The sequence below is a fragment of the Yoonia sp. SS1-5 genome, from assembly GCF_038443705.2.
GTDB classification, from domain to species: Bacteria; Pseudomonadota; Alphaproteobacteria; order Rhodobacterales; family Rhodobacteraceae; genus Yoonia; species Yoonia rhodophyticola.
This window is the reverse complement of sequence record NZ_CP151767.2, coordinates 444,279-456,858: the sequence shown is the minus strand read 5'-3', so window position 1 is coordinate 456,858 and position 12,580 is coordinate 444,279. Positions and strand designations below refer to the sequence as shown.

Annotated in this window: 13 protein-coding genes; 3 read left to right on the top strand and 10 right to left on the bottom strand. The window is 58.3% G+C overall.

The genetic code is table 11. The features are described 5' to 3' along the window. Positions 1 to 19 precede the first annotated feature (19 nt). Complete coding sequence (locus tag AABB31_RS03770) at positions 20 to 820, top strand: IclR family transcriptional regulator (RefSeq protein WP_342075782.1); 801 nt, start codon at positions 20 to 22, stop codon at positions 818 to 820. Here the strand turns inward: AABB31_RS03770 and AABB31_RS03765 are convergent. Genes AABB31_RS03765 through AABB31_RS03755 form a run of 3 tightly spaced genes read right to left on the bottom strand, consistent with a single transcriptional unit; the run spans position 817 to position 3,658 of the window. Then, the gene (locus AABB31_RS03765; RefSeq protein WP_342075783.1) at positions 817 to 2,115 is read right to left on the bottom strand and encodes a TRAP transporter large permease; all 1,299 of its coding nucleotides are present in this window, start codon (positions 2,113 to 2,115) and stop codon (positions 817 to 819) included. The genes AABB31_RS03770 and AABB31_RS03765 overlap by 4 nt on opposite strands. Further along, positions 2,105 to 2,608, bottom strand: coding sequence for a TRAP transporter small permease (locus AABB31_RS03760; RefSeq protein WP_342075784.1), 504 nt, complete (start codon positions 2,606 to 2,608; stop codon positions 2,105 to 2,107). Before AABB31_RS03760 ends, AABB31_RS03765 begins: the two co-directional genes overlap by 11 nt. A 51-nt stretch (positions 2,609 to 2,659) precedes the next feature. Beyond that, positions 2,660 to 3,658: a TRAP transporter substrate-binding protein gene (locus AABB31_RS03755; RefSeq protein WP_342075785.1), complete on the bottom strand. Its 999-nt coding sequence runs from the start codon at positions 3,656 to 3,658 to the stop codon at positions 2,660 to 2,662. Positions 3,659 to 3,716: 58 nt separating this feature from the next. On the opposite strand from AABB31_RS03755, the gene AABB31_RS03750 reads away from it, so the two are divergent. Then, a complete protein-coding gene (locus AABB31_RS03750; RefSeq protein ID WP_342075786.1) occupies positions 3,717 to 4,907 on the top strand; it encodes a cytochrome P450 in 1,191 nt (396 codons plus the stop codon). 142 nt (positions 4,908 to 5,049) lie between these two features. After that, on the top strand, positions 5,050 to 5,424 hold the full coding sequence (locus tag AABB31_RS03745) for a VOC family protein (RefSeq protein WP_342075787.1): 375 nt from the start codon (positions 5,050 to 5,052) through the stop codon (positions 5,422 to 5,424). A 58-nt stretch (positions 5,425 to 5,482) separates the two neighbouring features. On the opposite strand, the gene phoB is transcribed toward AABB31_RS03745, so the two are convergent. The 7 genes from phoB to AABB31_RS03710 form a co-directional block, all read right to left on the bottom strand. Beyond that, positions 5,483 to 6,169: a phosphate regulon transcriptional regulator PhoB gene (gene phoB, locus AABB31_RS03740; protein WP_342075788.1), complete on the bottom strand. Its 687-nt coding sequence runs from the start codon at positions 6,167 to 6,169 to the stop codon at positions 5,483 to 5,485. A 5-nt stretch (positions 6,170 to 6,174) separates the two neighbouring features. After that, a complete protein-coding gene (gene phoU / locus AABB31_RS03735; RefSeq protein ID WP_342075789.1) occupies positions 6,175 to 6,885 on the bottom strand; it encodes a phosphate signaling complex protein PhoU in 711 nt (236 codons plus the stop codon). 9 nt (positions 6,886 to 6,894) lie between these two features. Continuing rightward, positions 6,895 to 7,656, bottom strand: a complete 762-nt coding sequence (gene pstB, locus AABB31_RS03730) for a phosphate ABC transporter ATP-binding protein PstB (RefSeq protein ID WP_342078894.1) — start codon at positions 7,654 to 7,656, stop codon at positions 6,895 to 6,897. 49 nt (positions 7,657 to 7,705) lie between these two features. Continuing rightward, positions 7,706 to 9,025 carry a phosphate ABC transporter permease PstA gene (gene pstA, locus AABB31_RS03725; protein WP_342075790.1) on the bottom strand — a complete coding sequence of 440 codons (1,320 nt, stop codon included), beginning with the start codon at positions 9,023 to 9,025 and terminating at the stop codon, positions 7,706 to 7,708. Further along, on the bottom strand, positions 9,022 to 10,224 hold the full coding sequence (gene pstC, locus AABB31_RS03720; protein ID WP_373635443.1) for a phosphate ABC transporter permease subunit PstC: 1,203 nt from the start codon (positions 10,222 to 10,224) through the stop codon (positions 9,022 to 9,024). The genes pstA and pstC overlap by 4 nt, the downstream gene beginning before the upstream one ends. 70 nt (positions 10,225 to 10,294) lie before the next feature. Then, positions 10,295 to 11,329 (bottom strand): substrate-binding domain-containing protein, encoded by a 1,035-nt coding sequence (locus AABB31_RS03715; RefSeq protein WP_342075792.1) that lies wholly within the window; start codon positions 11,327 to 11,329, stop codon positions 10,295 to 10,297. 105 nt (positions 11,330 to 11,434) lie between these two features. Next, positions 11,435 to 12,472, bottom strand: coding sequence for an ATP-binding protein (locus AABB31_RS03710; RefSeq protein WP_342075793.1), 1,038 nt, complete (start codon positions 12,470 to 12,472; stop codon positions 11,435 to 11,437). Positions 12,473 to 12,580 lie beyond the last annotated feature (108 nt).

Genomic DNA, 12,580 nt, shown 5'->3' with positions numbered 1-12,580 from the left:
ACGCGTATAAGCTGTCATCATGAGCCAAAACCAAACCCTCAAACCGCTCGTGCGGTTGCAAACGCCCAAACCGCCGCTTTCCGCCGAGCTTCAGCCCGGCGAGCGCAAAGGCGTCCAGTCGGTCGAACGGGCGTTCGACATATTGCGTATCGTAGAAGCCTCTGCCGGTCCGGTCGGTGTGGCCGAGATTGCCCAGGCGTTGGATAGTTCGCCCTCTAAGGTTCACCACTACCTTGTCTCATTGGTACGGTGCGGCGCGCTCCGGCAGACCGGGCGCGGGGCCTATGATCTTGGGACGACGTCGCTGGGTCTGGGGCTTTCAGCGCTCAGCCGGTTGGACACGGTGGACCGCACGTGCGAGGTTGCCGAAACGCTGCGCGACGAGATTGGCGAGGCGGTGTTTGTCGCCGTTTGGGGCAATCGTGGTCCGACGATCATCCGTTATTTCGAAGGGTTCAAGCCGCTGACGGTTGAGGCGCGCGCGGGGCTCGTTCTGCCGATCCTGACATCGGCGACGGGGCGTGTGTTTCTGGCCTGGGGCAACGAAAAACAGATCGTCCCATTGGTTGCGGAAGAAGGCGACGTGAAGGCTGACGCCATCAAGAACGCTGTTTTGAAAGCCGATATCGGCTTTGTCGACGGTGATCTGTTGCCGCGCATCGCGTCCCTCTCTGCACCTGTGTTCGCCTACAATTCCGATCTGTCACTTGCCGTCACCGTTCTGGGTTGGTCGGGTGAGTATGACCATGCCCCGCATGGCGCTGTCGCACAGACACTGCGTGCGGCTTGCCAAACCCTCTCAAAGGAGTTTGGGCGCTAACGCACGGCACCAGGCAAAAGCAGCGTTAGGATTGGAAATGCGATCAATAGGGCAAGACGGATCACATCCGCCGCGATGAAGGGCACGACGCCTTTCCAGACGGTGCGTATGTTCAGCTCAGGCGCAATGCCCTTGATCACGAAGAGGTTCATGCCCACAGGCGGCGTGATCAAGCCAATCTCGGTCGCAGTCACGACGAGGATTCCAAAGAGAACGGGGTCAATCCCCAGTGATTGCACCAGCGGGAACACAATCGGGATCGTCACAAAGATGACCGATAGCCCGTCCATGATAAAGCCAAGCACCAGATAGATACCCATCAGCAGGATCAAAACCATAAGCGGGCTGAGGCCGGTATCAGCGACAAAGCCAATGATCGTGTTGGGCAGATGCGTCCGCTCGATAAAGGCGTTGAAGGCCGCAGTGCCCACGATGATGATGAAAATCATGCCTGTGGTGCGCGCGGCCTCGTCCAGTGCCTTGGGCAGGAACCGCAGCGACTTTTGCCGGGCGACGGCAGCGATCAGCCCGCCAAATGCGCCCACGGCAGCCGCCTCGATGGTCGAGAACCAGCCGCCATAGATGCCGCCCAGAACCAAACCAAACAGCAGGAAAACATCCCAAATCCGCAGCAACGCCAGCCCGCGTTCACACCAGCTTTTGCGCGCCTCGGGTGGCCCTGCTTGCGGGTCGCGCCAAACCGCGTAGCGCGCGGCCAGCATATAAAGTGCCGTGCCCAAAAGGCCGGGGATCAGCCCCGCAAGAAACAGCTTGCCGATGGAGGTCCCCGTCAGCACGCCGTAGATCATCAAGATGATGGAGGGCGGGATCAGAATGCCCAGCGTTCCACCTGCTGCAATCGCCCCAGTGGCGAGGCTGTCCGCATAGCCCCGCGCCCGCATTTGCGGCAGCGCGACACGGGTCATGGTCGCGGCCGTTGCAAGCGATGAACCGCAGATCGCGCCAAACATGGCGCAAGCCCCAATCGTGGCTTGGGCCAAGCCGCCGGGCTTGTGGCACAGCAGCGCGTGGATCCCATCGTAGAGCTTGCGCGATAGATCCGCATGGGTGACGAACACACCCATCAGGATGAACAGGGGCACGACCGACAGCGTGTAGGGAAAGACGCTTTCCAAGGCAGCCGCAGAGAAGATGAGCCCGGTCTTCTTGACCCCGCTCAACAGAATGCCGCCCACAACGCCAACGCTTGCCATGGCAACGGCCACCGGCACGCGCGCAAGGATCAACAGGATCAGGACGACAAAGCCGCCAGCGCCCCAAAGCTCAATGGGCATCGGCGCGCTTTCCTGAAACGAGCGTTGCCGCGCATTGCCACAGTCGCAGCAGGCAAATCAGCCCCGACATGGCCAAGCCGCACAGGATCAGCGCCCAAAATCCAACCATCGGGATGCCGATATTCTGTGAAATATCCCCGTAGCGCAATGTGCGTTCCGCCTGCACCCAGCCATAACGCAGCAACAGCGCGACAATGCCGATTGCCAGCATCAGGGCGAAGGCCCGCAGCGCCGCATCCGCGCGCGGCGAGAGGCGGTCATCATAAAGCTCAATCGCAACATTTGCGTCGGTCCAGAACACGCGGGGCAACGCAAGATAGGCAAAGCCCACGACCGCGAACTGGGTCACATCCACAAGGCCGATGAAGCCTTTGGCAAAGGCCCAACGAGATACAATGTCTCCGATCGTCAAGAGCATGACACCCAGGACAAGCAGGCCGCCGACCCAGACAAGTGCCATAGTGGCGGTATCGACGATTTTGTTGATGCGCATCACCAATAGGTAGCGCTGGCGACACCAGCCCGCCAGCACCTTGAGTTAAGATCAGTCAGCGGCCAGCGCACGCGCGGCCGCGATCAGCTGTGGCCCGCATTCTGCGGCGAGGTCAGCTTCGAGACGGGCCACGGTGCCAGCGGTCGCATCAATCCATTCCTGCCACAGGGCGGCATCCGGCGAGATCACCTCGCCGCCTGCATCTGTGATCTGTGCAGGCCCCGCGGCGCCCCAAGCGGTCCACCAATCGGGGAACTTTGCGACCAACGCGTCGCCTGAAATCTCATCCACAACGGACTGCACATCAGCGGGCATGTCGTTATAGGTGTCCTCGTTCATCACGAAATAGAAGGGCGTTGTATAGGCCCCGATCTCAATCGCGTTGGTGGTCACCTCGGTGATGCGGAACTCTTTCAATCCCGCCCAAGGCAACACAACGCCGTCAATCGCGCCGGTCTGCATGTTCTCATACACCTGACCGGGCGGCATCCCGACAGGCACCGCGCCCAAATCTTCGAGCATCGCCGCGATAAAGGGCGATGGGACACGAATGCGCAGCCCTTTGAGGTCTTCGGGCTTTTCGACCCGCTTGCCGTTGGTTGCCAAAACGCCCGGATCATGGGCCATCAGGCCCAGTACCTTCACACCAGCATGTTCTTCGGCCAGATGATCGGGAAAGAGACCCCAAAGAACCTTGTTCGCCTCTTCCACGCTATCCGTGAGAAACGGCAATTCAACGACCTGTGTGCAGATGAAACGGCCACGCGGGATACCGTGCAGGCCAAAGGAAATATCCGTCAACCCGTCCTGTGTTTGGTCCCACTGCTTGGTGATCGTTCCAAGCGAGCTGCCTGCTGTCTGAATATCCACGGCCACTTTGCCGCCGGACTTCTCTTCAAGCTCGCGGGCGAATGGCTCCAGAAAATCCACATGCAGCCCCAGAACGGGCGGCAGATAGTGCGACATGGTCAGGTTGATGTCCTGCGCCTGCGCCGGACCTGTCAAAGCGACGGATGCGCAAAGGCTTGCTAGTGCAACACGATACGTCATGCATTCCTCCCTTATGCAATATTGTTGACCAAGGTTAGCATGGTTGTATTTTGAGGCAATGAAGAATTCAGCGCCGCCTTCGACCTGCCCAAGAGATGACATTGATCTCTACGCGGATGAGGTCATCCGCAATCCATGGCCGCATTACGCGCGGTTGCGCGAAAAGGGCCCGGTGGTCTGGATGACCGCCCATGGCAACTACGCCTTTACACAATACGACGTGGTCCGATCCGCTTTGCGGCGGCCTGATGTCTATGTCTCCGGCAAAGGCGTGGCCGCTGATGATTTTGGTTGCGCGCATTTGCAGGGCAACACTGTCGCTTCGGATGGCGCCCGCCATGATGCTTTGCGCGGTGCCATGCAGCCGCCATTGACCCCAAAGGCCGTGCAGACCTACCGCGCCCGGATCGAAGAGGTGGCGGCAGAGTTGGTCGATGCGGCAGTTGCGAAAGGGTCCATCGACGCAGTTGAAGATTTGGCGCAAGGCCTGCCGCTGGCGGTTGTGCGGGACCTTGTCGGACTGCCCGACTTCGGGCGGGAAAATATGCTGAAATGGGCCGCAGCGGCCTTTGATGTTCTGGGCGTTCAAAATGCACGGGGGCAAGCCGCCTGCCCCGCGATACAAGAGATGCGGGAATTCATCGGCCGCGAGGTAACCCCCGCCAAATTGAAACCTGGCAGTTGGACCCATCGCATCAGCGAGATGGCCCGCACCGGCGATATTGACCCGGACCTCGCGCCGTTTGCGATCCGGGATTATATGAACCCCAGCCTGGACACGACAATCTCAGCCATCGGTCATTTAATCTATTATCTGGCGCGTGATCCCTCGCAATTTGAGCGGCTGAAGGCGGATCGCACCCTCATCCCCAACGCCGTGCACGAAGCGATACGCCTCGGCACACCCATCCGGTCTTTCACCCGGCACGTCGCGGCTGAGACGGTCGAGGCAGGCATCGTGCTCCCGCAAGATGCACGTGTCATGATGCTCTTTGCGTCGGCCAACCGAGACGAAACCGTGTTCGCGGATCCAGATACCTTCGACATGTCACGCAAAGACGCGCGGCGTCATTTGGGCTTTGGTGCTGGCGTCCACATGTGCGTCGGCATGCACCTCGCTTTGTTGGAGGTCGAATGCCTCATCGCGCGCTTGGTCGACAAGGTATCGCGGCTCCAACTTCTGGGTCATGACGTCGTATTGAACAATTCAATATGCGCCTTTGCCAGGTTACAGGTTCGGTTGAATTGAACCGATGCACATTGATTGCAAGCGTAGTCATGCGCACGGAGACCGGACGTGGTAACTGGTGCGAGGCAGGACATTGCGGCCTTCGACTGTGTCTGCCAGATTGCGCAAACCAATCTGATCGAAACTGGCAGGCAATGATGACATGTCCGATGCAGTTCAACAAACAATCACCCCATATTTCACGGTGCAGAATGCAGATCGCCTGATGGGCTTTCTGACCGCAGCGTTTGGCGCAAAGGTGGTCAAGCTGGACCGGTACGATGACAACACCGTTCAGCATGCGCGTATGACGGTCGGCAACTCATTGATTATGTTGAATGAAAGCACCGATGACTATCCTGCCAACCTGTCCCAGATGCATATCTCGGTCGATGACGCGGATAAGACTTATGCGATTGCGATGGGGCTTGGTGCGACATCGGTCATGACGCCGAATGACCGACCGCATGGCGAGCGGATGGCCGGCATAAAGGACCCCTGTGGCAACATCTGGTGGATCGCATCTGGCCTAGCCTAACGAATAGGCGCGTGCCGATAAGCCATGGCCGCCGTTCACAACGTGGGACGGAACGTTCTTACCCCAGCGCATATCCTGCGCCGCGCACGGTGCGTACCGGATCTTCGCCGCCAAATTGCGTCAACACCTTACGCAGCCGACCAACATGGACATCAACCGTGCGGGTATCGACATAAATATCCCGCCCCCAGACCCGATCAAGCAAAGTATCGCGCGACCAGACGCGGCCGGGTTTTTCCATGAATGTGGTCAGCAGGCGAAATTCTGTCGGGCCGAGCTTGAGTGCATTGTCGCCGCGCGTGACACGATGCGTTTCGGCATCCAGCACAATGTCGTCAAATGTCAGGACCTGACCAACCGTCGCCGGACGCACCCGGCGCAGCTGCGTGCGCACACGGGCCATCAATTCAGACACGGAATACGGCTTGACCACATAATCATCAGCGCCGGTTTCCAGCCCACGCACCTTGTCGACCTCTTCAGACCGGGCGGACAGCATGATGATCGGAATACCGCGGGTTTCGGGTTTCATCTTGATCCGGCGGCAAACTTCGATCCCCGAAAGATAGGGCATCATCCAGTCCAGCACCATCACATCAGGCGCGTCTTCCTCGACACAGATCAAGGCCTCTTCGCCATTTTCGGCCCGGCTGACACGAAAGCCTTCAGCCTCAAGATTATAGGCCAATACCTCGCGTTGGGCATCCTCATCTTCGACAATCAGAACATGGGGCTGTTGGGTCATTGCTGTTAACTCGGGTCAGTCACATATGCGGTTTTGTCGCCTTTTGGGCGGGCTTCGTCGGGCATTTCGCCGGTGACCAGATAGATCACCTGTTCGGCCATATTCGTGGTCAGGTCGCCCATGCGTTCGATATTCTTGGCCATGAAATGCAGATGCATGCAGGCGGTGATGTTGCGCGGATCTTCCATCATGAATGTCAGGAATTCCCGAAACAGCGCGTTATACATCTGGTCGACCTCGTGGTCGCGCTGACGGACGTCTTCGGCAAGCTCCGCATCATAGCGCAGATAGGCATCAAGCGTATCCTTGAGCATCTGTTCAACCTCGCGGGCCATCCGCCGCAAAGCCGCGTCACTGCCGTTGACCGGCGCCATATCGACCAGCACGGATGTGCGCTTGGCAATGTTCTTGGCGTAGTCGCCAATCCGTTCGAGCGAGGCTGCAAGCCGCAGCACGGTCAGCACGGACCGCAAATCCTTGGAGACAGGGGCGCGCAGCGCAATTGTACGGGCCGCCTCTTCGTTGATCTGCACTTCGAGGGCGTCAATCGCCTTGTCCCCTTTTCGGACCTCCTCGGCCAGTTCCACATCGCGTTGCGCCAAGGACTTGGCCGCCTTGATGATCGCCTCTTCAACAAGGCCGCCCATTTTCATGATCAGGGCTGTGATCGCCTCGAGATCGCGGTCATAGGCCGATGAAATATGCTGTTCATTCATGTCTGAATCCTAGCCGATCCGTCCGGAAATATAGCTTTCCGTCCGCTCATCTTCGGGGTTGGTGAAAATCTTGTCGGTCTCGTCATATTCCACCAGATTGCCAAGGTGGAAGAACGCGGTCCTTTGACTGACGCGGGCGGCCTGCTGCATGGAGTGTGTCACGATGACCACCGAAAAGCTTTGGCGCAGCTCGTCAATCAGTTCCTCAACCTGTGCCGTCGCAATCGGGTCCAGTGCGGAACATGGTTCATCCATCAACAACACCTGGGGCGCTGTAGCGATGGCACGCGCGATGCAAAGGCGCTGCTGCTGCCCGCCGGACAGGCCCGTGCCGGGCGCATCAAGGCGGTCCTTGGCTTCGGTCCACAACGCAGCCTTGCGCAGGGATTTCTCGACAATCTCGTCCAGCTCGGCCTTGTTGCGGGCCAGCCCGTGGATCTTGGGGCCGTAAGCGACATTATCGTAGATCGACTTGGGGAACGGGTTGGGCTTTTGAAACACCATCCCGACCTTGGCCCGCAGCTGGACGGGGTCCACCTTTGGGTCATAGATGTCTTCACCGTCGATCTGGATGTCGCCTTGCACACGACAGATGTCGATTGTGTCATTCATCCGGTTCAGGCAACGCAGGAATGTCGACTTGCCGCAACCGGACGGGCCGATAAAGGCCGTTACGGTCTTGTCCGCAATCTCGACATTCACGTCCTTGATGGCATGGGTCTCACCATAGTGGACCTGCACGTTCTTGGCCTTGATCTTGATGTCTTGCATAATACTTGCTGCCCGGTCCGCGTGATATCTGTCGTCCAACATAGCTCTCCTACCACCGCCGCTCAAATTTGCGGCGCAAGAAAATGGCGACCGCGTTCATTATCAGAAGAAACACAAGCAATGTGATCACTGCCGCAAAGGCCCGCTCAAAGAACGCTGGGTCAGAACGTTGTGTCCAGTTAAAGACCTGCACAGGCAGGGCTGTCGCCGCTTCGCCGAATAGTCCGGCCTCGGGCGTGAATGCGGCCGGGTATTCGCGCACAAAGGCGACCATCCCGATCAGCAAAAGCGGTGCTGTCTCACCCAGCGCCTGTGCGAGCCCGATAATCGTACCGGTCAGAATGCCAGGTGCGGCAAGCGGCAAGACATGGTGAAACACCGATTGCATCTTGGACGCCCCCACCCCCAATGCCGCATCACGAATGGAGGGCGGGACAGATTTCAACGCTGCCCGGGTCGAGATGATGATCGTGGGCAGGGTCATCAATGTCAGCACCAGACCGCCCACCAGCGGGGAGGACTGGTTCAGTTCCATGAAGTTGATGAAAATCGCCAGACCCAAGATACCAAAGACAATTGACGGTACCGCGGCAAGGTTCGAGATGTTGACCTCGATAATGTCCGTCCACCGGTTCTTTGGCGCGAATTCTTCAAGATAGATGGATGACGCCACCCCGATTGGCAGCGCAAGGCAAAGCACCACGGCCATCATGTAAAGCGAGCCCAGTATGGCCACCCCCAGCCCGGCGGCCTCGGGCCGTTGATCGGATGCGTCCGGCCAGGCAAAGAAGTTCCAGTTGAACTTGGTTTCGATCACGCCTGCATCGGCCAGGGCCTGTGCGGCCATCAACGCCTCGGGCGAGGTATTGCCGTCAAGGGCGGCACTTTCCATTGTGACGCGCCCCTTGAACAACCCGTCAATCCGACCCGAGGCCAGCACATCAAACGGTACGGTTGTGCCAACCAGATCGGGGTTGGCCAGCACACGGTTCCTGACGGTTGCAGCTGCTTCCTTGGAAATCATGTTGCCGATTTCCTTGTTGGACAGGGTTGTTTTAATCCCAAGTTCGGCCAGTTTCGCAATCAGCGCATCGCGCAGCACTGGCGCATAGCCGATTGTCGTGACCTTGGACATGACTTCCAGATCCCGCACCCCGGATTTATCCAGCTTTTCTTCCGGCAAGGTGACGTCCAGCGCGATATAGGTCTGCTGAAACGCGCTCAGCCCGTTAGACAGGACCGATCCCAGCAGGAAAACCAGCGCCAGCATCGCAATGATGATCGCAGACAGCCCGTAAGCCTTGAACCGTTTTTCGGCTGCGTTGCGCTTTTTGGTGCGCGCATCAAATTTGAGCAAGGATGAGGTCATTCGTACTGCTCCCGGTATTTGCGCACGATGTAGAGGGCAAAGACGTTCAGACCCAGCGTGATCGCAAACAGCGTCAGGCCAAGCGCGAATGCCACAAGGGTTTCGGGGCTGGCGAAATCCGTGTCCCCGGTCAACTGGCTGACGATCTTGACCGTCACCGTTGTCATCGCTTCAAACGGGTTCAGCGATAAGCGGGCCGCGGCCCCTGCCCCCAGAACCACAATCATCGTCTCGCCAATCGCGCGTGACGCGGCCAATAGGATCGCCCCGATAATGCCGGGCAGTGCTGCCGGCACGACAACCTGCCGGATGGTTTCCGACTTTGTGGCCCCTAGACCAAGCGAGCCATCGCGCATCGCCTGTGGAACTGCGTTGATGATATCGTCGGACAACGAACTGACGAACGGGATCAGCATGATCCCCATCACCAATCCGGCCGTCATCACCGATAGCGCACTTTCCCCTAACCCCATGGGCGCGGCGAAATAATCGCGCAATCCCGGCCCAACGATGAACAAGGCAAAGAGGCCGTAAACAATGGTCGGGATACCCGCCAGCACTTCGATTGCGGGCTTGGCCACAGATCGCATCCGCCGCCCGGCATATTCAGACAGGTAGATCGCAGCGAACAGCCCCACCGGCACTGCAAATGCCAGCGCGATAAAGCTGACATAGAGCGTCCCCCACAAGAGCGGCAGGATGCCCAGATCGGAATCACCACGGAAATTCGGTGACCAATTGGTCGAAAAGAAGAAATCCTGCCAGCGGTACTGGCCAAAGAAATTTGCCGTCTCAAACAGCATCGACATGACGATGCCGACGGTGGTCATGATGGCGACGGATGAGGCAAAAATCAGCAACCCGAGGATCCAGCGCTCGGCCATGGTGCGGGCGCGGGTTTCTTTCCGGATCCCGATCAATGACAGCGCACAGCCCGTGATCCCCAGTGCCACCATCAGCAGCCCGACAAACCACGACCCTTCACCATCCGTCAGCCGCAGATACAGCGCAATCAGCAACACCGCCGCGAAAGGCGGAACCAGCGTTGCCATCAGCGTATTCAGGCCATGTTGTTTGGGTAGCGAGACAAGTGTGCGGATGTCGCCATCGGCAACTTTCAACGCGCGAGATTTTGCAATGAAATAGCCTGTAACAGCCAGAACAAGGACGACCAGAAGTGATGGCATCAGCGATTGCATGGCAAAGACCCTAAGAATTGTAAGGGGGTCGGAGGCGCCCGAAACAGGCACCTCCGCGATTGTATAGCGCTTAGGTGCCCGAGCCCATCACGACTTCGCTCGAGACTGTTTCCTGCACATTGGCCAGCTCTGGATCGGATACCAGACCATATTCGGCCAATGGGCCGTCAGGGCCCGCGATATCGTCAGAGACGAAGAATTCCGCGAATTCCTTGACGCCAGGGATCACACCGATATGGGCCGCCTTGATGTAGAAATAGAGCGGACGCGACACCGGATAGTCGCCGGATGCAATCGTATCCGTGCTTGGCACGACGTCGGACATTGTCGCAACCTGCAGCTTGTCGGTGTTGTTTTCGTAGAATGACAGACCAAAGACGCCGATGCCGTTTGTATCAGCCTCGATCCGGGCCAGCGTTTCGGTGTAGTCACCGTCGATATCGACAGACCGGCCATCGGTGCGGATCGCCATGCATTTGCCTTCGGCAGTGTCTTCATCAACACCGGCATCCAGCATCGCCTGGAAGAACCCACCTTCTTCGCAGCCTGCCAGGATCACTTTTTCCTCAAACACTTCACGTGTGCCGTGCTTGGTGCCGGGGATGAAGGCCTGGATCGGCTGATCGGGGAAGTCCGGATTGACTTCGTTCCAGGATGTAAATGTGTTTGCGGCCAGTTCACCATCAATGAAATGCTCGTTGGCCAGCGCCTTGTACCAGTCTTCGGGTGTGAACGCGAAGCCGTTCCCGTTGATGTCAGAGGCGAAGACGATGCCGTCATAACCGATACGGACTTCGATGATGTCAGTCACGCCAGCTTCGGCGCAGGCCGCCACTTCGGATGATTTGATCGCGCGCGATGCATTTGCGATGTCGATGGTGTTTTCACCAACGCCTTCGCAGAAACGCTTCAACCCGGCAGATGATCCGCCAGATTCGATCACGGGTGTTGGAAAGTCAAAGTTTTCGCCAAAAATCTCGGCGACGATGGCCGCATAGGGCAGCACCGTGGAAGAGCCGGCAACCTGCACATTGTCACGGGCGGCAGCGGCAGTTGTCATCAGCGCGATTGCTGCGGTTGTCGCAGTCAGTTTCATGATCGACATCAATAATCTCCTGTCAGTCAACATGCGATCACGCGCGAGCCGCGTGACCGTTGGCGCCCTCCTACGAAGTGGACAAAACCCTTTTGTGACAGTTGTGTAAAAGTTTTATGACAGCGGATCAGAGGGCAGGATCACACTGATATCCGTCCCCTTGCCCAGCTCACTTTCAATGATCAAACGCCCCCGATGACGGTTGATGATATGTTTGACGATGGCAAGGCCAAGGCCGGTCCCGCCCACCTCGCGCGATCTGTGATTGTCGACCCTGTAAAACCTTTCAGTCAGCCGGGCCAGATGGTGCGATGCGATCCCTTCACCATCATCGCTGACCTTGATCAGCACGCCATCCGCACGCAGGCGCGCGTGATGGGTCCGCGGCTCTTGCGTGACCCGCACCGTGCTGCCCTGCCCGCCATATTTGATGCTGTTTTCGACAAGATTGGTGAACACCTGTATCAGCTGACCGGCATCGCCGGGCACGGTCTCAACAGGGGTTTGCACATCCAGTTCGACCGTGACGCCCGCATCGGTGATCTGCGGCTCCAACCCTTTGATGACAGACGATAAAAGACGCCCCATTTCGACAGATGTTTTCGGGCGGATACGTTCATCTTCCTCTACCCTGCTCAGTGACAGCAGATCGTCGACAAGCCGTGTCATGCGGTTGGCCTCGCGCGCCATGATGCCGAGGAAACGCTCGCGCGCATCAGGGTCGTTGCGTGCCGCCCCGCCCAAGGTCTGGATAAATCCCAGCAAGGCGGTCAGCGGCGTGCGCAATTCATGGCTGACATTGGCGACAAAATCCCGGCGCATCTTGTTGGCATCCTCGGAGGCCGTCTGATCCACAAAGGACAAGATCGTGTACGGCCCGGCCGCAGCAACCATGACACTGTAGGTCGTGTCCTTGGTGCCGTCCCGCGTTGCATAGCGCGTCTGCACAGGTCCGACCCCGCCGCTCACAGTGCCGATCGCATCCAGCAAGGCAGGCTGACGCAGGGCAGCGATATAGTGTTTCCCCACAAGACCTGCCCCCAACAGCGCGTCAGCAGGTGGGTTGGTTGCATGCACACGCTGATCTGCATTGATCACTATGGTGGGCGCCGGAAGCGCGTCGATAATCTCCGGGATATGGTCAGAGGCCATTCTGCTTACTCATGTCAAATGCGGGGTCGTGGCGCGGTGGCCGGAATATCCAACTTTTGTAAAGGGTGACAATCCATCCAGATCCGCAAATTATTTCGACAGGTGAAA